Below are 23,382 nucleotides of genomic sequence, written 5' to 3'. Positions count from 1 at the left end.
GGGTTCCAGCAGAGAGGAAGAGATTCGAACTCTCGATACGGTTGCCCGTATACACACTTTCCAGGCGTGCTCCTTCAACCACTCGGACACCTCTCTGTTTAGTTCAGGCTGCAAAACTAATCCAAAGTAGGCGGACACACAACTATTACCGACAGAATTTAAGGGCATCTGCTAAAAGAATCAACACTGCTGAAAGCAAATGATTTGTGTTTCAATGAGTATTTAGGCGCGTGAATTGGATTTCTTTGTTGAATTCACTTTTTTAATGAACGTATTGGAATGAAAATGAGCTGCTTATCGGTGTCATTATTCGCGGCTATCATGAATAATGAAATGACCATCTCAGAATATGCCCACCTCTGCAAAAATCTGGGCCTTGACGGTTTTGATTTGGGTAGTACTTTAATCAAAAACCATACGCCCAAGTATATTGCTCAGCTAAAAAATGAGATTGCTCAGGAAGGTATCCCGCTGATCATGGTGACGACTTACCCCGATTTTACGCACCCGGAGTATTTGCAACGAGAGCGGGAGTTTGATTTTTTGGTGCACGACATCGCGTTGGCCTCGGCCTTAGGGGCAAAATTCGTACGCGTAACCGCCGGGCAGGCGCATCCCAGTACCCGCGAGGATGAGGGCATACGGTGGGTCATCGAATACCTAAAAAAGGCCGCACCCGTGGCCGACAAATACGGCATCAGGCTCGTGTACGAAAACCACGCAAAGCCCGGCGTGTGGGAGTATATCGACTTTAGCCATCCTCCCGCCATTTTTTTGCAGATTGCCGAAGGCCTGCGCGAAACGTCGGTCGGGATTAATTTTGATACCGCCAATATTTTAGCCGCAGGGTACGCAGATACCATCGAAATCCTCGACGCCGTTTTTGATAAAGTATTGACCATTCATGTAGCCGAAACTGCCACATTTGGACAATTGCAACCCGTTGCGCTAGGGACTGGAATCGTTCCTTTTGAGGAGATATTTCGTTACCTAAAATCCAAAAATTTTGACGGATGGCTTTGTTTGGAAGAGTGGGCCAACAAAGGCAAAGAAGGCATCCAAGCAAGCGTAACCTTTGCCCGCCAGACTTGGGCAGACGCCTGAAACAGGCTAAATTTATTCACATTAATACTCTAATTTCAAGATGAAACTCAGAACATCCCTTTTTATTAGCAGTTGGGTTTTGATAGGCCTTTTGGGTTTTAAGTCTTACTTTTCGGGTAATGAAATCAAAAAAGGTGAGGTTTCGACTTCTCCTCCACCAAATATCATTGTTATTTTGGCCGACGATTTGGGCTACGGTGATTTGCAGTGCTACAACCCTGATTCGCAAATACCGACACCTCATCTTAACCAATTGAGTCAGATAGGCCTCCGGTTTACCGATGCTCATTCGGGCTCGTCGGTGTGCACCCCGACTCGTTATGGGCTTTTGACGGGCCGCTACGCTTTTCGGTCGCCTTTAAAGAAAGGCGTATTGGGGGGATTTTCTCCACCATTGATTGAAAACGAACGATTTACCATTGCCGATTTGCTCAAAAATGCGGGTTATCAAACCGCCGTGATTGGTAAATGGCATTTGGGCCTTGAGTGGCCTCTGCATAATGGAGCAACGCCACCGTCGCGCTCAGAGCCCGATGCGTGGCCTACGGGAGACGGGCTGAATATTCAGGCGGATTTGACACAAGGACCCAACGATTTGGGGTTTGATTATAGCTATATTATCCCGTCATCCTTGGATATACCGCCTTATCTATACCTCGAAAATGGCAAACCCACCGAACGAGAAATCGTGGAATTGGCGGGAAATAACGAACCGAGGGGCGTGTTTTGGAGGACGGGCCCCGCAGGTGAAGGCTTTAAAGTAGAAAATACGTTGGATATTTTGGGGCAAAAAGCGCAGCAATACATGACCGAAATGAGTAAGCAGAAAAAGCCCTTTTTTCTGTATTTGCCACTGACGAGCCCGCATACCCCTTGGGTTCCGTCAAAGGAGTTTCGGGCAAAATCCAACGCAGGTATTTACGGAGACTTTGTGATGCACACCGATTTTGTGGTTGGAGAGGTGTTGGCGAAACTGGAAGCGTTGGGGTTAAAAGAAAATACCCTTGTCATCTTCACATCCGACAACGGAGCAGACTGGAAGCCAGGAGATAAGGAGAAATTCCCTAAACATCGGGCAAACTATGGGTACCGAGGCCAAAAATCGGATGTCTGGGAAGGCGGTCATCGGGTTCCATTTCTGGTCAGTTGGCCCCGAGCAATCCATAATACCCGTACCCTTGCCCATACCCTCTGCCTCACCGATTTGATGGCTACTTTTGCTTCCCTCACCAACCAGACGCTACCCTCAAATGCAGGCCAAGACAGTTTTGATTTCTCCAAACTCCTGACAACCTCACCCACCAAAAAGCCCGTACGACCCAGTATTATTCATCATTCAATTGATGGAATGTTTGCCATTAGGTCGGGAAAATGGAAATATATTGACGGCGCAGGCAGCGGTGGCTGGTCAAAAGGGCCAGCTAATGATAGAAAGCCTGCTTTGCCTGCTCAACTGTATGACCTTGAAAAAGACCCTGGAGAAACTAATAATTTAATGAATACACATCCAAAAATTGCTGCTAATCTGCAAACTTTATTAAGGCAACAACAACAAAACGGCTATACCCGAAATGGTGCAAAAAAGTAAAGCAAGAAAAAACACCCTCCGTAGCTTATGTTGACTTTATTAGCCAATTTTCACACACCAAAAACGTAACGATTACCCCTAAAGGCATTACGCCACTCACTCATATGATGAAGCACATACTCTTGACATTCCTCTTTTTAATCTGTGCATTTGTGACACAGGGGCAGAACAAAAGCCCGTTTGAAAATGTAATAATCACATCCCAAAAGAAGAAAACTCAGGTATTTACCAACGAAAAAGGTGAATTGCAGGTAAACGTAGCCCCAAAGGATGTCGGTAGATTTAAAGCCGCTAAATTGGTGCGTTACAGTGATTTAGGCGCCAGAGGCGATGGCAAAGCAGATGACATAGACGTCATCGCTGCGACTCACGCATTTGCTAACCTGCACGGCCTTTTGGTTAAAGCCGACAATGGAGCCACCTATTACATTGGAGGCAAGGAGCGCACCGCGGTCATCCAGACGGATACTGATTTTGGCACGGCAGCCTTCATTATTGACGACACCGAGGTACAAAATCGCAATGTCGCTGTTTTTACGGTAAGCTCAGCCCTCAAACCGTTTAAACCAGAAATGATACCTTCCCTTAAGAGGAACCAGAAAAAAATTGATGTGCCTTTACCTAGCCCCTGCCTAATCACGGTTACAAATGCTAACGTAAAGCAATACATCCGGTTTGGGCTCAATCAAAACAATGGGTCTTCGCAGACCGATATCTTTGTCGTTGACAAAAATGGCAACGTAGATATGAACGCGCCGATTATTTGGGATTTTGACCAAATCACCGACATCACTGCGTTACCCATAGATGAGACTCCGTTGAAGATTACAGGGGGACGTTTTACTACTATCGCTAATAAAGCCGAATCCAAATACACCTATTATAACCGAAACCTCGCCATCCGGCGCTCTAATGTGCTTGTAGAAGGGCTGGAACACTATATAAAGGGCGAAGAAGACCACGGTGCGCCCTACGGGGGCTTCATTAACATCGGTGAATGTGCTTATGTAACCGTAAAAAATACAATCCTGACTGGACACCGAACCTATAGCACCATTGGCGCGGCTGGAAAGCCGGTGTCCATGGGCTCTTACGATCTTTCGGTCAATCGTGCGCTTAACGTATCCTTCGTCAATTGCAGTCAGACCAACGACATCAACGACAATACCTACTGGGGTATTTTGGGTTCTAACTTCTGTAAAAATCTTCTTTATGATCATTGTATCCTCTCCCGGTTCGATGCCCATCAGGGTGTGGCCAATGCCACCATCCGCAACTCGACCCTGGGACACATGGGAATCAATGCCATCGGTAGTGGTGTTTTATTGGTGGAAAATTCTACCATTCGTGGCAGAAGCGTTGTTAACCTGCGCCCCGACTACGGCAGTACATGGCAGGGAGAGTTGATCATTCGCAACTGTGTTTTTGTGCCAGCGGGAGGAAAATCAATAAGTGCCAGCCTAATAAGTGGTTCCTATTCTGGTCAGCATGATTTCGGCTACACGTGCTACATGCCCGAAAAAATCACCATTGAAAATCTGCGTATCGACGACTCCCAGCATCCAGAAAATTACCAAGGGCCTGCCATTTTTGCAAATTTTAACCCACAAATGACGGACAATTCCTACCAAGAAAAATTTCCTTATGTTAAAACGAAGGAGGTCATTATCAAGAATATAACGGCTGTTAGTGGAAAAGCACTACGAATCAGTGATAATCCGTTTATGTTCCGGGATGTAAAGGTTAACACCGGTCAGTGATATTATGCAGTAGATGTTTGCAAATAGTTTATAGTATTTTACCCCCCCACTCATTGAATACTACCAGAATATTTTTTTATCTTATGTAGGTTTACCTAATGATTATTCAGACCAAACAAATAAATCAAATGACTCATTCCGCTAAAAGTGTGCTGGTATTTGGTGTTTACCTTACGCTCGTAGGCGCAACGCTCTTGATTATACCTAATCTTTTTCTTACCGTAATTGGTGTGGCTAATACCAGTGAAGTTTGGATACGATTATCTGGGATTTTATTAATGGCGTTATCAGTGTATTATATCGTTGCCGCAAAACACAATCTGCCTGTTATTTTCAAAGTCACGGTATGCATTCGTTGCAGTATTATTTTTTTCTTTTCTGGATTTGTTTATCTACAAATGATGGAACCAGTAATGCTCACCTTTGCAGCCTTTGATTTTTTGGGTGGGGTTTGGACTTACTTGGCTATGAAGAAAGAAGGTAGTTGGTAGAATCTATTTCTCATAATAACTAAAAAAAACTCCCCAATTTTATCGCAAAATAACCGCTTTTTATCATCAAAAGACCTCCACACGCCCCCGATAGCATTCAATTTCCCCCATTTTCTTTTTACTTTGTACGGTAAATTAGATAATACGTTAACTACTGTCACAACAAACTGAAACCTGAATGAGAAAACTACTCCCACTTTTTATCATCTTACTTTTGTGCAACATCGTATGGGCACAAATTCCTTCCCCTAAGGAGCATTTTGGGTTTAATGTCGGCGATGATTACATGCTCGCCAATTTTACCCAAACTGAAGAGTATTTCAAGAAATTGGCGACCTCTGACCGGGTAAAACTGCTTTCAATCGGCAAGACCGAAGAAGGCCGTGACCAGCCGATGATGATTATTACCTCGCCCGATAACCACAAAAAACTGGCTCGTTATCAGGAGATTTCGACCAAACTCGCCCGGGCTGAAGGACTCACCGACGCGCAGGCCAAAGCCATGGCCGAAGAAGGTAAGGCCGTGGTGTGGATTGACGGCGGTATTCACTCCAACGAAACCGTGGCGTGGATGCAACTCATCGAAACCGCTTATCAGCTTGTGAGCCGCAAAGACGCCGAAGTAACGCGTATTTTGGACAACGTGGTCATTCTCCTGACGCACATCAACCCCGATGGGCAGGAATTGGTGGCCAACTGGTACATGCGTAATCCAACCGCTGAAAAACGCACATTAGACCATTTGCCTAAGTTGTATCAGAAATATGCTGGTCACGACAACAACCGCGATTTCTTCATGCTGCAATTGAAAGAAACCCAAAATGTAGGTCGTCAGTTGTTTATAGACTGGATTCCGCAGATTATGTACAACCATCACCAACGCGGTCCAGCAGGGTCGGTTTTGGCGGGACCTCCGTACCGTGACCCATTCAACTACGTATTTCACCCGTTGATGATTACGGGCATTGACGCCCTCGGAGCGGCCATGATCAACCGCCTCATTGCCGAAGAAAAACCCGGGTTTACGCGTTTGGGCGGCTCGGTGTTCTCGACTTGGTATAACGGTGGTTTGCGTACCACTACACACTTCCACAACCAAATCGGATTGTTGACCGAAATTATCGGTGGGCCTACGCCCGAAACCGTTCCTTTGGTGCCCAATCGTTTGATTCCCAACGGAAATACTCCTTTTCCAGTTACCCCTCAAAAATGGTATTTTAAGCAGTCAATCGACTACTCGGTATCGTGTAATTACGCCGTGCTAGACTATGCCGCTCGTCACCATGATGAGTTGTTGTATAATATTTACGTTATGGGTAAAAACTCCATTGAGCGCGGAAGCAAAGATTATTGGACGCTTTCTCCCAAACGCTCAGATGCGATTGTTGCCGCGCAAAAAAATGACAAAAGTGCTCAGCCTGAATCAGGTACGCCAGCCCCGGACCCATTTGGTATGAGAGGCGGAATTCCGACAAAATACTACGATATGGTGTTGAAAGATACCAACGGACGTGACGCGCGCGGCTATATTATCTCGGCCAACCAGCCAGATTTTGCCACCGCTACGAAGTTTGTGAACGCGCTGATTCGTACGGGAATTTTGGTACACAAAGCCACGGCTGAATTTACGGTTGCCGGCAAAAAATACCCCGCAGGTTCGTTTATCGTCAAAACGGCCCAGTCGTTCCGTCCACACGTATTGGATATGTTTGAGCCACAAGATCACCCCAATGACTTCCCATATCCGGGTGGCCCTCCAACGCGGCCTTATGATGCGGCTGGCTGGACATTGGCCTACCAAATGGGCGTGCAGTTTGACCGCTTACTGAATGCTTTCGACGGCCCGTTTGAGCGTATCCCTTATGGTGAATTACAAACTCCGTCGGGTAAAATCGACGCCTCGGCTCCCGCAGGATATACGTTGAGTAGCCGCGCCAATAACTCTTTTATCGCGGTCAATGATTTGTTGGGCGCGGGCATTCCAGTCTTTAGAATACCGCAAGGAATCGGTACCGCAGAGGCGGGGGCTTTTTACGTACCAGCCTCTGCAAAAGCAAAATCTTTGTTGGAAAAAGCCGCTAAAGACTTGGGCATTATAGCCACGGGCGTGGCCAAAAAACCTACAGGCACCATGGTGAAAGTAGCGCCGATGCGCATTGCGCTTTGGGATACCTACGGCGGCTCGATGCCTTCGGGCTGGGTGCGGTTGTTGATGGAGCAGTACCATTTTCCAATCGATGTCCTCTACTCTCAGGCCATTGACGCGGGCGACTTAAAGAAAAAATACGACGTGATTATCTTTGTAACTCGGGCCATCCCTGCCGCAACTACGGGGCGTGCAGAAGGTGAGTATGGTGGATTTGGAGGCAGAGAGCCGAAAGTAGAAGAAATTCCTGATTCGTTCCGCCCGTGGTTGGGTCGAATTACGGCCGATAAATCTATTCCCCAGATTAAGAAGTTTTTGGAAGAGGGCGGCAAGGTAGTAACCATCGGGAGCAGTGCCAACTTAGCGTATCACCTCGGGCTCCCCGTTCGGAATGCCCTTGTTGAAATGACCAATGCTGGAACGGAGCGCCCATTGCCTGCCGAAAAATATTATATTCCGGGCAGTATTTTGCGCGTAACGCTTGACTCAACCCAGAGCGCTACTTGGGGAATGGCCTCACAAAGTGACGTGTATTTTGATTCAAGTCCAGTATTCAAATTAGCGCCTGATGCTATCGCCAAAGGACAAGTTAAGCCGTTGCTTTGGTTCTCAACCAACAAGCCGCTTCGTAGCGGATGGGCGTGGGGACAGCCGTACTTACAAGACGGAATTACGGCTTTTGAAGCGCCAGTAGGAGCGGGGAAATTGACCGTATTTGGCCCCGAAATTACGTTCCGGGCGCAGGCGCAGGGTACGTTTAAGTTGCTCTTTAATCAGCTGTATTCAACGAATCCATAGCCACAACTAAACATCATCTAAGCTTGTTGGGCGCTAAGCAGTTTATATCTGCTTAGCGCTTTTTTTTAGGCACCCCTGCTTTAAGTATTGTTTGGTAAAACATTTAAAGTTTTGTTAGCCTACTTAATGTGTTGATAATGAGCAAATGGAACATAATAGTAAAGGTTTGGAACATAAGAGTAAATGATTTTTTAGAGCTGGAACATACGAGTAAAAAAATAGAACATCCGTGCTAACACCCGTCTGATGCGCGTGCTGACCTTTGAGTATTCTTAAACTCATCGGTTCTCGCATATGAAAACTTTCATTTTTGCAATTTTTGCAGGGGTTAGCTCCTGCCTGTCCGTCTATTCTCAAGAAGTAAAATCAATTAAATACACTTCCCTCCCTCCCAACGGCATCATCGCTTTTACGGCCTATGAGCCGTCTCACCAATCCCGCACCAATCCCGACGCTACTGCTGCCGATATTTATCCCGATAAGGCCTGGCTACGGCAATTTTCGGAAGCATTGATGGGGCGTATTGCATACCCTGCCCGGGGAAAAGCCTACAACATTGCGGGAAAAATGTTTGTAAATCTTGGCATTGATTCAAACGGAAGGGTGAACGTTCTTTCCTTTGGCCAATCTTTGGGGCGAGATTTTGAGCAATCCATCATCGACGCGGTAGGTCGCGTTTCGGGTTCAAAACTTAAACCCCTTGCGCTGCCCGTGGCGGGCCAGCTCCATTTTTCACTTCCCATACTTTTTACTCCTTAAGTATTTATTCCTCCTTGGTTTTGCTGGTAAAGACAAGCCAAAAGGCTTTGTAATGGCTTGACAATCAGTTGATGGAACAATGGAGGAAAGGATAAACGCTTAAACACTTCTGATACATGATAATAGGGGCCGTTTTTCTCGGTGTGGTGATGGGTTTATTCTTTGGCTTAAAAAAAATAAAGAGATCAGAGAAAGACTTGTACGCTCCCTCCGAATATTTGAAACACTTACGAAACGCTTCAAAAAAAAGATGAAGAAAAATTACACAACAAGGGATTCATTTGCCCAAACGCAACTTGGGCGTCTTGGTGCCAAATCAGCCCTTTATCGGATTCAGTGGCCTACGCGGCTCTTTGCCTTTTTGGGTTGGATTGGGCTTTTATTTGCCGGAATTTATTACCCTATTACCGTAGGATTAGCTCTTTTCGGCGTAGGATTTCTAAATTATGTGCTATTGTTGAGCTTTCGCATCAGCAATAATTTTTTTAAGAAGCCAACAACAACAGATAATGCCTTCATTGGTCACTTGTCCTCGTGGCCGAGTTTTTCCATTTTGGTGCCTCTCAAAAACGAAGACGAAGTCATTCACGCCACGTTACGCTCAATTGAAGCGCTCGACTACCCCCAATACTTGATGCAAGTCATCATTGTGGTAGAAGAAACCGACCAACTGACCCGTCGGAGTCTTCGCAGCGTTACATTACCCAGTTTTTTTAAAGTGTTGTTGATTCCAGCGCTGCCGCCTTACACCAAAGGTCGGGCGCTTTTGCACGCCTTACCCATTGCGACTGGAGAATATATTACGGTGTACGATGCTGAAAGCCGCCCCGAACCTAGTCAGCTCAGAAAAGCGGCATGGGCCTTGGCTGAGGCGAAAGAAACGACTTGTTTTCAAGCCAAAATCAGCATTTTCAACCGTTCGTCAAGCTGGATAAGTCGTCATTTTGCGGGTGAATATTACGAATGGTACGAGCGCCACATGCGCGCGTTGTCGGCGCAGGGCTTGCCTTTTGGGTTGGGCGGTAATTCCTTCTTTTTGTCCAAGAATGCGTTAGAAAAAGCGGGTGCCTGGGACCCCTTCAACGTGACGGAAGATGCGGATTTGAGCGTGCGGCTCATTGAGCAGGGCGTAAAACTCCAGCTTTTGGAAAGCATAACGACCGAAAGTTGCCCTGATTCCGCTACCAATTGGATTAACCAGCGGACGCGTTGGAACAAGGGACTGTTTATCACCCAATTGGTGCATTTACGTCGCACGCTCTTCAGTCGGGGTTTTGGTCTTGAAGGTTGGTCAAGTTTTTGGTTGCCAATGATCAGTTCGTCCCTTACTCCATTTTTTAATATTTACATTCCCATCTACATGATAATGAGTGATTTGTCGTATGCCACAACAACGGTAATGAGCATCAGTTTATGGCTATTATTGGCCTTTAATTTGGGGTGTTCGTGGGTGATTAACTTCAAAACCTACCGCGAACTTGGTATAAAACAATCGGCTTTAGGCATCTTTTGGGATACTTTTAGGTATTTGTTTTTGCACCTCGGGGCGGGCTTTAAAGCCTACGGCGAATATTTTTTGGCCCCGATGCATTGGCACAAAACCGACCACACCGAGTCAGAAAAATCCAATCACACTGCTCCTTCACCCGAAGCTCAATTTTCCTTATCCTAGTTTTATTTCCTTCTCTTAAACCTTGCAATTATGGTATTTTATAGACATTTACTAAACGTTATGGGGCTGATGTACTTAGGGATTTTATCCGTCATCGCCACACCCACCCTAAACCCAAACAAACATCTTTCAGTAGCCGTAGCTACCGTTACGTGGGTGGGCGGAACGGCGGGTTTTGCCCACGATTGGAACACACCTTCCAACTGGTCTACCAATGTGGTACCTACCAATACCGATAATGTCATTATTCCAGGAAGTTTGGCGCATTATCCGGTGCTGAACACCAACGTCTCCATTCAAACCTTGAACGTAGAAGCAGGAGCAACGCTTACCGTCAATGCCAGCAAGGAGTTGACCATTGCGGGCATTGGGAATGATGTTAGGCTGATTGTTTTGGGGACGGTCGAAAACAACGGAACCATTACCGTTAACCAGATTACTTCCAATACCGCCAATGCGATGCAGTTGTCAGGGGACGGGCAGTTTAAGAATAATACTGGGGCTATCCTGTCAGCCGCCACTATAGGTTTTTATGGTATCCGAGTAGAAGGCAATTCAGTATTGCAAAACCAAGTCGGTGGTACAATTAGCTTTGCCGGGTTCTCGGGTTCAATGTTTTTGTCAGGTAGTGCTTCTCCGGAAAGTGTACAAAATCACGGAAAGCTAACCTTGGCAGGACAGATAGAAAAGTACGCGGGCACGTTCCACAATTACCCTTGTGGGGTGGTAAGCCTTCTCGCAGGCGAAGTGTATAACAATGGCGGACAAATCATCAATGAAGGTTTTTTCAGTGCTGCGGCTAATCTGAATGGCCCTGCGGCAGATTTTATCAACAATGGCATCGTGTACGTGGGCGGCGCGGCTTCTTATACCAACAACAAAATCAGGATTTTCAACGATGCTCTATCAACCGGTATTTTTGAATTTGGAGCCTCCAACGACCTGACAGTATCGGGTATTTATAAAGATAATGCCGCTACGGCTTTGGCAGGAGATTACAATCAGGCGAGCAATACCTTTACGCACTTTGGCTTGTCGGTTGGTTCACAAACGCTCTATGCCAAAATTACCCGTATGGGCGGTAGTTGTCCGCAAATTGTACCATTTACGTTTGAGGTAACTACTGCTTCTACCTTTACCTCTCAGCCTAGTAATCAAGTTGTCTGCGCAGGAGGGGCGGCGGTGTTTACGGTTGCCATTGCCAACGCGGCTGATTATCAGTGGCAACTCAATACGGGTAGTGGTTGGAACAACGTCCCCGCGATAAGTCCTTACTCCAACACGACCACGGCCACGCTCAATATTAGCAATGTGACGGGCTTAGACGGTTACCAATACCGATGCGTAGCGAGCAGCATAGGCGGGGCGACGTTAGCCTCTACGGCGGCCACCCTAACCATCGGTACAGGAGGAAACCCCACGGGTACGCTTACATGGACAGGCTTAGTGGATACGGATTGGAACACGGCCTGCAACTGGACGCCTTCGAGCGTGCCCACTGCCACCAACGACGTGGTGATTCCTGCCACCACGAATGAACCCATCATTGGTTCAGGAATGAGTGTGGCTCAAAATATAACGATAACTGGTTCAGGGGCGAGTTTAACCGTAAATGCGGGTGCTACATTAACAATTTCATCTACCACATTTTCAATTCGGGTGAATAATGCAGCGGAATTGGTCAATAAAGGCACGATAAACTTAACCATAAGCGGCTCCAGCGCACAGTCTGGATTAGAAGTAAATGATGGAAGCATTGTAAACTACGGCGTTTTGAATGTGACGAATCTTCTCAATGAAGGTATTGGATTGAACAGTGGTACTATTAACAATAAGACGGGAGGAACCATTAATGCGAATGGGAGAGTTGGTACTTATGTGGTTTCTGGTACGCTTACCAACGAAAGTGGCGCGTCTTTTTTCAGTACTGGTTCTAATTCATCCATGATTTTGAGTGGAGGAAGTGGAAGTATCAATAATTCAGGTTTGATAGACCTAAGTGGGCAGGTGGAAGTTTTGGGAACTGAACAAATCGTTAATAATGCTTGTGGTAGGCTGAAAGTGAAAGGTAGTTATTATAATCAGAATAACTCCGCAACAACCAACCAAGGGTTGATTCAAATAAGCGGTTTATTACAGAAAGTGTCTAGTGCTACCTTCACCAACAACGGCGTACTAAAATACGGCTCGCTCACGGGGACGGTGACCAACGCGACAAACTCATCGCTCATCGTCAACAACACCCCTACGCCTATTTTTACCTACGGAGGTACCTACGATGGGGTTATTAACGGTATTTTTAAAGATTCACTAACGACCCTCTCGGCGGGTATGTTTACCGCGCCCAATACCTTTGAGCCTTTGGGCTTGCCAACAGGTACGCAAACGCTGTATGCCAAAATCACGCCCCAGGGCGGTGCGTGCAGTTATGTAGTGCCATTTAGTTTTGCGATTGCCGCAGGGGATTATACTTGGACGGGTGCATTGTCTAAAGACTGGAATACGCCTGACAACTGGCTGGTAGGGGGCGGTATCCCTGCCGTTGCTCCAACTTTTGGTTCACAAACGGGACATCGTACGCTTATTCCCGTTGTTGCCAATGGTAATTACCCCGAGGTAACCGCCGCTTCGGGGGCTCGTTCGGTCACTATTGCGGCCAATGCAAGTTTGACCATTAAAAGCATGGGTAATTTAAAAATTGTGGGTAGCGATACCGACGGCGTAACCAATGCGGGTACATTTACCAACAACGGAACGGTACTGATCGACTCTTCGTACAACGACGGATTTGTAAACCAAACGGGTGCTTCACTCATCAACACCAATGCCCTGACGATTCAAAAAGGAACGGGCAACCGCCTCGAAAACTACGGCAGCCTCAACAACAGCGGTACATTTACCGTAGGCGGCGGCCTTGGTACTGCCATCCTCAACCACCCTGCGGCTACCATTACCAATACTTTAACTTTTGGGGTGAGTGGCGGGGCAACAGGTGGCATCCTTAACCAAGGTACAATTGATAATTCAGGGCAATGGACAGTAAGCGGGGGCGTTTCGGGGACATTGTTCATTAATCAAGAGACCGTTACCAACCGCTCTGGGGCTACGATGACGATAAATAACCACAAAGCACTCCTTTTCGACAATCAGAAATTAGTGGAAAATGAGGGGACTTTTAATGTTAAAAATGGAGGAGATAGGGGTTTTGATAATCAAGCAGGGGCAACGCTGCGAAACAAGGCAGGGGCTGTGTTTAAGGTTTCCAATACGGAAAAGAGGATTTTTACAAACAGCGGATACATTGAGAATTACCATACATTCAGTATAAAAGACAGTAAAGATTCCTGTCTGTACAACACCTCAACGGGCGAAATTCTTAATCAGGGCAGTTGGGAGATTGTGGGATCAAATCAAATTCTCTTCTATAATTTAGGGGAATTTACTCAAGGCAGTACTTTGCTATCGCTGTCAGGTACTGATAAAGCAGGTTTAGTCAATGCGGGTACTTTTTTGAGCAGTACTGGATGTATTATAGGGGGAGCTGCATTAGGAGGAAGTCACATATTGAATACCTCTACGGGTGTATTTGTGAATAACTGTACCATATCTTTTAATGGAGCCGGCAGTCCTTTTATCAAGAATCAAGGCAGATATACCCACTTGAATGGCAGCATTAATGTGGGAGGCAATGAACGTTTTTTTGAAAACGAAAACTATGCCCACATCAACATACCCATGGTTATGGGGTCAACGAATAAATTATTTATAAACAGTGATACGTTGATTTTGGGCCCACAGGCGAGCATTACCTCTACCCCCAGTGGTGGGCACGGTATTCCTCTCACCAACACAAGTATGGGTTATGTACATTCAGAGGCTGATTTTACGATTAGAAATACAACGATAATAGATAATGCGGGGAAGATAATCATTGGCAGTCAGTCCTCTATCAGTGGGGTGGATATGGGTACGCCTATTACCAATACCGGTAACCTCACCAACGAAGGTAGTCTACACTTTACCCGCTTCGGGGGCTATGGTATTGATAACTCGGGCACGTTTGTCAATAAAGGGCGTTTTGAAACGGGCAACAGTGACAAAAGCATTCACAACAACGGCGGCACCATCGAAAACGCGGGCGTTATGGAAATCGACTCCGTGTTTCGGGATGCGGTCTTGCAGAAAGGTAGCGGCAGTAGCTTCACCAATACCGCTACTGGCCAAATCAACATTGATTTTGTGTTTGGCAACGGTATCAACAACACCGCAGGCAGTTTTGTCAACAACGGGGAAATGATGATTGCCCAAACTGACACCGTTGCGCTGTCGGGTATCAACAATGCGGGTACGTTCCAAAACAACAAGCTCATGCGCATTGGCGGCGTGGGTAAAATTAAAATGCACGGAATCTATAATACGGGTACGCTGACCAATACCACCGATAGCCGGATAGTTCTCCAAAGCGCCGAAGGCTCGGGTATCACCAATCAGGGAGGAACGGTGACCAACCAATCCTGCGCCTACATCGAGTCTACGCCCGTCATTCTCAATGCCGCAGGGACGTTCAGTAACGCGGGTGTCATTACCAAGCGTTCTGATAACCTTATGGCAGTCAGCAATATAAGTACTAACTCAGGCACCATCGTCAATGAAGATACCGACGCATTCACCGTGACGGGCACTAACAGCGGCGCAGTCGTGGGTTCTGCCACCATTGCGTATGTCGGTTCTCCTTTTGCCAATTCTGGCACGGCTACCGTTACGCTCACGGGAGCCCTGGGCGGAGCCTTCAGTGCAACCCCTTCTGGGCTATCGCTCAATCCTACTACGGGAGAAATAAATCTGGCGGCTTCCACGCCTCAAAGTTACGTTATTACCTATACGATAGCGGCGGCGGGTGGCAGTTGCCCGGCCGTAACCGATACGGCATGGGTGTCTATCGTGGCCCTTAATGTGGGCCAAATTATTTACGTCAATAGTTCAAACACGTCTCTGGGTCAGGATGGCAGCAGTTGGAGCAACGCTTTTGCAAGTTTACAGGCGGGTTTGAGTGCGGCAGCGGCATTGACAGGGGAAGATATTCAGGTGTGGGTGGCCGCAGGAACCTATAAGCCGGGCACGTTGCGCAAAGATGTGTTTGAGATTCCTTCGGGGGTACGGGTATACGGCGGTTTTGCGGGCAGTGAAAGTGAGTTGAATCAAAGGAATTGGCGCACGCAAAAGACGATTTTGAGCGGAGAAATCGGCACGTCGGTCTTGAGCGACAATGTCAACCACGTGGTGGTATTGAGCAATACCAATGAGCAGACCCGTTTGGATGGTTTTGTGGTTGAGAAAGGCTACGCCGATTATTTTGTGCCCACGCAAGGGGCAGACTTATCCAACCCGACCTTACTTTCCTCGGGGGGCGGAGTACTGGTGCTTAATCGGAGCCGAGGTTTGATTACAAATTGTGTGATTACCAACAATCGAGCAATTGGCGGTGGCGGTATTTTGCTCAGAGATAGCAGTGAGGTAAGTATTACGAACAGCATTATCGTAGGCAACGAAGCTACATTCGGGGGGGGCATCTACATGGAAAGAGCAAGACAGCCGCATTTGGAAAACCTTCTGATTGTGTCCAACAAGGGAGTAGGGGGTGGTCTGTACCTCAACTACAGCGCACCCATACTGACGCATTGTACGATTGCATCCAATCAAAGTGCTAATAGTACACCTGGCGGTATTTTCAACACCAATTCATCTGCGACTTTACAAAACAGTATCTTATGGGATAATAGTGGTTCTCAAACGACGTCGGACATCAGTATCCGATATAGCATTGTGCAAGGCGGATTTGCGGGCACTGGCAATATGAATCGAGATCCGTTGTTTGTGAAGGCCACCCCGCTGGGATTGTCACCCACGGTCAATTTGGGGGATTATCGTTTGCAGGTATGCTCGCCAGCAATCAACGCGGGCGACAACGCGGCGAGTACGTTGAATCTGGATTTGGACGGCAACGTGCGTCCCTTTGCTACTGGCTTGTCAATTGTTGATTTGGGGTGTTATGAAAGCCAAAGTACTGGCGGTGGCGGTCCTGCGGTATTGAATGTGAATGAGCCAATAACGGGTGGCACGGTGCTGAAAACAGGTGGCCGAATCACGGCAACGAATCAGGTATCGGGCGCTACAGTGGAGTATAGAGGGAGGCAGTCAGTAGTGCTGTTGCCTGGTTTTGGCGTTGCAGGAAGCGTATTTGAGGCCGTAATTGGCGGTTGCGATACGGTTGTTCCTACAGCTAGTGAGAATAATTCACAGAAATAATTCGTAGAAAAATGACGGCTACGGTAGGATTAGCGGTAGGAGAAAGCGTGGTGCATTTGCCACGCTTTCAAACCAAGAGAGGAGAGCGAGCAATCGACTTGAAGCAAATTGTGTACTTGAGTGCGCAGAGCAATTATACCATTTTTCATTTAATCACGGGAGAGCAGGTTCTCACCACGCTGTCGTTGAGTAGTTATGCTTCGCTGTTAGAAGCTCGGGGTTTTATCAGGATTCATAAGTCGAACCTCTTGAACGGACACTATTTGGGTAAGTGTCGATTAGTACGGAGTGGCGAGTTGATGTTGCCCAATGGCAAAATCATCGGAGTGGCACGTCGGAAGCGAAGTTCGTTAAAGAAAATAGCAAACGAGAACCGTACGAAATGATTTAGTTTTATTCTGGTTGAAGGGTTGCTAAAAGTGCCTAATTAAAAGATATAGAAGAATGACATTGGAGGTCATCGGCAAACATAATTAAAAATAATAAACCCGCGATGCAGTAGACCTATCTGTGGTTTTAGTAGTAATAATCATATATTTGACGTTAAACTCAACTTGTGAAACAATAAAATACGCGCAAGCTTGAGGCAAGTACAAGTATATGAAAAACCTCGCCTTTCTTGTTTTTTTGCTACCGTTATGGGGAAGCGCTCAGACGCTTGATCTTGTTCCCAATACCGACACCTACCCGATTACTCCTGCGGCGGGTTTGTACAGAGATAGTTCCGGACAGCTTCCATTTGGGCAAATCCAAAAGCAAAAATTTGAAATAACGCGTAAATACGGGCTTCTGTTTCCTTTCAATGATGCGGCTTCGTGGCTTAAAATAGTATTGACCAATCGCAACCCAGTACGTAAGCAATGGGTGTTGGAGTGGAACAACCCCATGGGCGAATCCGTAGATTTTTATATTTCCTCTCCCAACGGTCCCTATCAGATTAAAAAAATGGGGATGGTCAATACCGAAAATCGGATTTTAATGGCCGAAAACCGACCTTTTGTAGAGTTTGATTTGGGCTTCCACGAAACTAAAACCATTTACATCCGCGTAAAAGGGCAGCGGGCGCATTTTGCCTCCGTCAATCTCTACTCCACACAGGCCTACAGTCGCCACGATTTGATTCAAACCAATGTCTACGGCTTCATGTCGGGGGCCATCGCGGTTCGTTTATTCTACGTGTTTTTATTGGCGTTGTTTGCCGTCAAAGACAAGGATTTTCGGCAGTATTCGGTGCTTTTGGTGGTTCGTTCGATTGCATTTTGGGGGCTGCACGGTATTTTGAGCAATTTTTTCACGAACCCTTCGACCGCGCTAATGGTTAGTTTTCTGTCGTCGCATATCCTGCCGCTGGGGTTGATTGTTGCGTTTAGGGTCATATTTCCGGGCAAACGATTTCCTAAATGGGTCGAAAGCGTCCTAAAATTCATTATGGTCGTGAATATTCTTTTGGCGGTCATTATCTTATTTGGGTATCGTTGGCAGTGGATTTTGGCAAGCACCTACTTAATGATTGCCACACAAGTGTTTATTTTGGCCATGTACGTTTTTGCCATTATCAAAAAATACCCCATCAATTGGAATTACTCGGTGGCGTATTTGCTCGGCATCGGTAGCTATATTTTTGTTCAAATGCGCTTGGTTGGATGGGTGAGCTTCCCGTGGATATCGCCCGTAGCATTGCTGTTTTTTATTCTTGAATTTTTGGTATTCGGGTATTTTTTGGGAAAAATTATCATTGATTATGAGCGCAACCGGGCGCTGTCGGTCCAAGAATTGGCTTTTATCAAAGAACAAACGTTAAGGGTACAGGAATTAGATCGTTTGAAAACGCGGTTTTTTACCAATATTTCTCACGAGTTTCGTACGCCGCTCAGCCTTTTGACTGGGCCATTGGAAGAAATCCGGCAAAAGTACCCGAAAGAAGGGATGATACCGATGATGCAACGCAACGTAAAACGCCTGCAATCACTTATCAATCAATTGCTTGATTTGTCTAAATTAGAGGCGGGAGAGTTTAAGGTTGAAACGCAGTACGGCGATATTGCGGCGTTTTTTGGGTACATTTTTTCCTCTTTTGAGTCCTTGGCCCAGCACCAAAATATTCATTTCAATGTGAGCCAAAGCCGTCGTTCTTTTGAGACGTATTTTGATGCCGACAAACTCGAAAAAATCATCACTAATCTCCTTTCAAACGCCTTTAAATTTACCCCTGTCAACGGTCGGATTGAGATACGGGTGTTTTATCAGACCATTGACGCCGAAGATTGGCTTTTGTTGGAAGTGGAGGATAACGGTATTGGGATTGATGCCGAGCGACTGCCTCGAATATTTGACCGTTTTTATCAAGTTGACGATACCGCCCAACGCAACTACGAGGGAACGGGCATCGGATTAGCTTTGGTTAAAGAACTAGTGGACTTGTTCAAAGGAAAAATCACGGTCAAAAGTGAAGTGAACCAAAGCACGGTCTTTCGGGTGGAGTTACCGTTGCCAAAACCTAAAAATGGCCTAGACAAGGAGTTTACGATTCCAACCACCCCTGCCTACCCAACCACCTCCATGGAGCGGTGGCCGTCTGATCGCACACCGGTAGTTGGTTTGGCTATGGATGCTACCAAGCCGATGTTGCTAATTGTTGAAGATAATCCCGATTTAAGGCAATACCTGTACGGTTTATTTGAGCCACATTATCAAATTGTACAAGCCATAAACGGTCAAAATGGCTTGGACTTGGCTTTTGAGCTGGTACCTGATGTGGTAGTTACCGACCTGATGATGCCGCTGCTCGATGGCTTTGGTTTATGTCAACGACTAAAATCTGACCAACGCACCAGCCATATCCCGGTGGTGTTGCTGACGGCCAAGGCCACCTTGTCTGACCGCTTGGAAGGCTTCGAACTAGGGGCGGATGACTACTTGCAAAAACCGTTTAACAAAGAAGAACTGTTGGTCCGGGTCAGGAATTTAATTCAACAGCGGGCTATTCTTCGGCAGAAATTCAGCCTCATGGGGCCGCTCGCTCCGAGTCAAACCGCTGGGATACCCGAAAGTCTGGACAATCAATTCATTAAGAAAGCCCGCGAAATTGTAGAGGCGCATTTGGGTGATAGTAGCTTTGATGTCGAAGAATTTTGCAAGGAAATAGGCATGAGCAGGACCAATTTGCACCGTAAATTGAAGGCGCTGACCGATACCTCTACGACTGAATTTATCCGCACAATACGCCTGCAACGGGCGGCGCAACTGCTGCTCCAGCGTACCCATACTGTGTCGGAGATTGCCTATCAGGTGGGTTTTGAGAGTTTACCTTATTTCTCCAAATCGTTTCAGGATAAATACGGCAAGCCGCCGTCGGAGTGGCAAGGGCGTTAAAAATCTTTTAAGTAGCTCCTTTCTCGCGTGCGTTGTAAGATAGTTCGAGGGTTAGTAGGCAATTTTAGGTGTTTTAGAGTGATATTCTAATTGGGGTATGTTTATTGTGTATTATGGCTTTATAGGCTATTTTTGGCCAATTCGTTGGCGCTACCTTAATTATGCGTCAATTATGCGTCGTTATGTCTTAAAAAAGGCCATTTTTTTACTCTGATGAATCATCAAGATTAGCTTTCAGGTAAATTTTAAAAGTTTTTTTGTATCCCTAAAAAGTGTTTTTAGATAGATGTTGGTTATCGTAGTGTTGGTATATTTTATGAGGTATTTTGACGGAGCAACGACCCCAAAATAGTTAAGATTAGATCATTATGCGTTTATTTTCTATCACACTACACACGAATAAATCTGCCACTGACAGTCAATGGGTTATTGCGTTTTTGGTAGCTAATTATCCTCGCCTTCTTTGGTTTTTTGTTTTTTTTGTGCTCACCATCGGGTTATCTTCAAGGGCGGCGCTTGGCCAAAAAAAAGTTGACAGGTTTTTAACCCTTAAAGGACAGCCCCGTTTGGATAGCCTAGAGCTATACTACGTGTCGGTGTGGGAAGATATGGACAGCACTACGGCTTTTAAAGAAATCAACTCTGTCAGAACCTACGCTGATAAAACCAGAGATGAATTGCTCGCCGTCTATTCAGAATATTTAAAAGCGCGGTACCATCTCAGGGGGATAGAACGAAACTTGAAAATCGTTTACCCTTACCTCAAGGCTATTCAGGCAAGATTGAACACACAAAAACCAAACGCGCTTACGGAGCGCCTGAATGCGGATATTGAGCATTTTTTGGGGGCAATTTTATACATCGAACGTACTAATACGGTTAAGGGAATTACGCATCTTCTTTCCGCAGATTTGACCTATCGAAAAATAGGGTACGAAAACATCCAATTTGCCGACCGATTACTTGCTCATCTGGGTCTTTATTATCAGGTAGAAGTGGGTGACTATAAAACAGCCATGGGGTATTTTAAAGAGGCTGAATCGTATATTTATAAAGATCCTATCGACAAGTACCGGATTGCTTTTTACAAAGATTACGCAAATTGTTTTGCCAGACTGAAGCAGTACGACAAGGCTATTAAGTACAATAAATTGGCGATGGCGCAGATTCGGCTGAAAAGAGACAGTCTTAAAGTCGGTACCATCAGTGGCAATATCGGGGAAATTATCCTCAATGAATTTGCCAACCCTATTGAAGCGGAGCCTTATTTTCACAAAGAATTGTTGTATCGACAGCGCTATAAACCCCATGGAATAGACGACATTGCCAAGGTGTACGGAAATTTGTGTCAGGTGGCTGGGCTCAAGAAAAACCCAGAAGAAGTGTTAAGCTATTTTAATAAAGCACTCAAAACCATTGAAATGTATGAAGACACGGTTGACCGGCATAGTATCCTGATGTCTATCTACCGAAATCGAATGGCGGCCGATACGCTTTTGGGGGATTATAAGAGTGCCTTTCGTCACGAAAAATTATACTATGAAGAGTTGATGGCTAGCTTGCGTCATAACTTGAGAGTGGCTACTTCGGAAGCCTCCATTAAGTTTGACGTTGAAAAAAGCAGGCTCCGGGCCGAGCTTGCCAACCAGCAAGCCAAAAATTCGCGCTTCTGGGTGTTTGTCATTTCCTTGCTACTGTTGGTAGCGCTGATTGGGGGATATTTCTTGTATTTTCGTCAACGCGCCAAGAAAGAGGAGCTCGCCCAACGCCTGTCTTTTGAACAAAAGGAAGCCGAACGTTTGGCGGAGTTGGACTTGCTTAAAACCCGTTTTTTTGCCAATATCTCTCACGAATTTCGAACCCCGCTGACGCTCTTGGTGGGGCCGTTGGCAGATTTTCAGAAAAAATACCCCGCCGAAGCCATGATTCCGGTCATGCAGCGAAATTTGGGCCGGTTGCAAGCCCTGATTAATCAACTGCTTGATTTGTCGAAACTCGAAGCGGGTAAGATGGAGCCGCAGATTCAATACGGCGATTTGCCGCATTTTTTTCAGTATTTGTTTGCCTCGTTTGAGTCGCTGGCCCAGAGCAGAAAGATTATGTTTCAACGCTCACAGAGCCATGAATATCAAATGGCTTATTTTGACGAGGATAAATTGGAAAAAATTGTCACGAATCTGCTTTCCAACGCCTTTAAATTTACGCCAGAAAACGGCCGCGTAACCGTCGAAATTGCTTATGTATCATCTGCTGAAGCTTTTGGGGGGGCATTGATTACCATCACCGTGGCCGACAGTGGCATCGGTATTGACCCCCAACGGCTGCCCCGCATCTTTGACCGTTTTTATCAGGTTGACGATAGCCAACGACGGGATTACGAGGGCACTGGTATCGGGCTAGCGTTGGTGAAAGAGCTAGTAAATGCGCTTTGTGGGACGATTGAGGTAAAAAGTACTTTGGGAAAAGGGACGGTATTTGTCGTTAACTTACCCTGCGACCAAGCCCACTGGGGAGACCGAGTGCTCAATGCCGAGGCCAATCAAGTACGTCAAAAAAGCCCCGTTGTGTCTTTGGTTGAAGAATCCAAAATATTGCCTCTCGCCGCTGCTACGGCCGATTTGCCCATTTTATTGATTGTTGAAGATAACCCGGACTTACGCCAATACGTACGCGGTGTTTTTGGTGGCCGCTATCAGATAGAAGAAGCGCAGGATGGAGAAGACGGCTTGAAAAAGGCCATTGAATTGGTGCCCGATATTGTGATTTGTGATTTGATGATGCCGCGCCTCGATGGCCTGGGTTTTTGCAAAGCGCTGAAAACAGATTTGCGCATCAACCACATTCCAGTGGTGATGCTGACCGCCAAAGCAACGCTCGAAGATCGTTTGGAAGGATTGGCGCTTGGCGCGGATGATTATTTGGCGAAGCCATTTAGTACGGATGAACTCCAAATACGGGTCCAAAACTTACTACAACAGCGGTTGGTTTTACAACAAAAATACAGCCAAACGGCCTTAGTGGCCGAGTCACTCCCAATGGCCGAAGTGGTGCCTTCAATGGATGAACTGTTTTTGGAAAAAGCACTGGGAGTCGTAGAACATAATAGCGCCGACAGTAGTTTTGATGTAGAGGCTTTTGCCGAGGCCATGAATATGACCTCGGTGCAGCTAAGGCGTAAGCTAAAAGCCCTGACTGGCCAAACCGTGACGGTGTTTGTGAGAAATTATCGCTTGGAAAAAGCGGCAGAATTGCTGCGAAGCCGGGCGGGAATGGTATCAGACATCGCGTACCGAGTAGGTTTTGAAAGCCTGCCGTATTTCTCCAAAGTATTTCAGGAAAGGTTTGGGAAAGCGCCGTCGGAGTGGCATTAGAGAAGGCGATTGAAA

Annotated in this window: 11 protein-coding genes and 1 tRNA gene; 11 read left to right on the top strand and 1 reads right to left on the bottom strand. The window is 46.3% G+C overall.

Annotation, left to right across the window (positions count from 1 at the left end):
• Positions 1-9: 9 nt before the first annotated feature.
• A tRNA-Ser gene (locus GVN20_RS24575) sits at positions 10-96 on the bottom strand.
• A gap of 225 nt (positions 97-321) precedes the next feature.
• Here GVN20_RS24575 and GVN20_RS24570 point away from each other — a divergent pair.
• The 11 genes from GVN20_RS24570 to GVN20_RS24520 all read left to right on the top strand — a co-directional run bounded on the left by GVN20_RS24570 (position 322) and on the right by GVN20_RS24520 (position 23,367).
• Positions 322-1,104: a sugar phosphate isomerase/epimerase gene (locus tag GVN20_RS24570; RefSeq protein WP_229599179.1), complete on the top strand. Its 783-nt coding sequence runs from the start codon at positions 322-324 to the stop codon at positions 1,102-1,104.
• Between the two features lie 40 nt (positions 1,105-1,144).
• Positions 1,145-2,692: an arylsulfatase gene (locus GVN20_RS24565; protein ID WP_166560892.1), complete on the top strand. Its 1,548-nt coding sequence runs from the start codon at positions 1,145-1,147 to the stop codon at positions 2,690-2,692.
• 107 nt (positions 2,693-2,799) lie between these two features.
• Positions 2,800-4,452: a hypothetical protein gene (locus GVN20_RS24560; protein ID WP_166560973.1), complete on the top strand. Its 1,653-nt coding sequence runs from the start codon at positions 2,800-2,802 to the stop codon at positions 4,450-4,452.
• 128 nt (positions 4,453-4,580) lie between these two features.
• On the top strand, positions 4,581-4,943 hold the full coding sequence (locus tag GVN20_RS24555) for a hypothetical protein (protein WP_166560891.1): 363 nt from the start codon (positions 4,581-4,583) through the stop codon (positions 4,941-4,943).
• Between the two features lie 178 nt (positions 4,944-5,121).
• Entirely contained in the window at positions 5,122-7,887 is a 2,766-nt protein-coding gene (locus tag GVN20_RS24550; RefSeq protein ID WP_166560890.1) for a M14 metallopeptidase family protein, read from the top strand.
• A 294-nt stretch (positions 7,888-8,181) separates the two neighbouring features.
• Positions 8,182-8,646 (top strand): hypothetical protein, encoded by a 465-nt coding sequence (locus tag GVN20_RS24545; protein WP_166560889.1) that lies wholly within the window; start codon positions 8,182-8,184, stop codon positions 8,644-8,646.
• Between the two features lie 250 nt (positions 8,647-8,896).
• A complete protein-coding gene (locus tag GVN20_RS24540; protein ID WP_166560888.1) occupies positions 8,897-10,318 on the top strand; it encodes a glycosyltransferase in 1,422 nt (473 codons plus the stop codon).
• Between the two features lie 30 nt (positions 10,319-10,348).
• Positions 10,349-16,624, top strand: a complete 6,276-nt coding sequence (locus GVN20_RS24535) for a 3-coathanger stack domain-containing protein (protein ID WP_166560887.1) — start codon at positions 10,349-10,351, stop codon at positions 16,622-16,624.
• An 11-nt stretch (positions 16,625-16,635) separates the two neighbouring features.
• Positions 16,636-17,010 carry a LytTR family transcriptional regulator DNA-binding domain-containing protein gene (locus GVN20_RS24530; RefSeq protein WP_166560886.1) on the top strand — a complete coding sequence of 125 codons (375 nt, stop codon included), beginning with the start codon at positions 16,636-16,638 and terminating at the stop codon, positions 17,008-17,010.
• Between the two features lie 214 nt (positions 17,011-17,224).
• The gene (locus GVN20_RS24525; protein WP_166560885.1) at positions 17,225-19,996 is read left to right on the top strand and encodes an ATP-binding protein; all 2,772 of its coding nucleotides are present in this window, start codon (positions 17,225-17,227) and stop codon (positions 19,994-19,996) included.
• A gap of 368 nt (positions 19,997-20,364) precedes the next feature.
• A complete protein-coding gene (locus GVN20_RS24520; protein WP_166560884.1) occupies positions 20,365-23,367 on the top strand; it encodes an ATP-binding protein in 3,003 nt (1,000 codons plus the stop codon).
• Positions 23,368-23,382 lie beyond the last annotated feature (15 nt).

This window comes from Runella sp. CRIBMP, from assembly GCF_009905605.1.
Taxonomy (GTDB): Bacteria; Bacteroidota; Bacteroidia; order Cytophagales; family Spirosomataceae; genus Runella.
Note: the sequence above shows the minus strand (reverse complement) of the source record. Positions and strands in the feature narration are given on the sequence as shown.

Coding starts and splice junctions, on each gene's coding strand:
- GVN20_RS24570 (WP_229599179.1), top strand. CDS start 322: ATGAATAATGAAATGACCATCTCAGAATATGCCCACCTCTGCAAAAAT.
- GVN20_RS24565 (WP_166560892.1), top strand. CDS start 1,145: ATGAAACTCAGAACATCCCTTTTTATTAGCAGTTGGGTTTTGATAGGC.
- GVN20_RS24560 (WP_166560973.1), top strand. CDS start 2,800: ATGAAGCACATACTCTTGACATTCCTCTTTTTAATCTGTGCATTTGTG.
- GVN20_RS24555 (WP_166560891.1), top strand. CDS start 4,581: ATGACTCATTCCGCTAAAAGTGTGCTGGTATTTGGTGTTTACCTTACG.
- GVN20_RS24550 (WP_166560890.1), top strand. CDS start 5,122: ATGAGAAAACTACTCCCACTTTTTATCATCTTACTTTTGTGCAACATC.
- GVN20_RS24545 (WP_166560889.1), top strand. CDS start 8,182: ATGAAAACTTTCATTTTTGCAATTTTTGCAGGGGTTAGCTCCTGCCTG.
- GVN20_RS24540 (WP_166560888.1), top strand. CDS start 8,897: ATGAAGAAAAATTACACAACAAGGGATTCATTTGCCCAAACGCAACTT.
- GVN20_RS24535 (WP_166560887.1), top strand. CDS start 10,349: ATGGTATTTTATAGACATTTACTAAACGTTATGGGGCTGATGTACTTA.
- GVN20_RS24530 (WP_166560886.1), top strand. CDS start 16,636: ATGACGGCTACGGTAGGATTAGCGGTAGGAGAAAGCGTGGTGCATTTG.
- GVN20_RS24525 (WP_166560885.1), top strand. CDS start 17,225: ATGAAAAACCTCGCCTTTCTTGTTTTTTTGCTACCGTTATGGGGAAGC.
- GVN20_RS24520 (WP_166560884.1), top strand. CDS start 20,365: ATGCGTTTATTTTCTATCACACTACACACGAATAAATCTGCCACTGAC.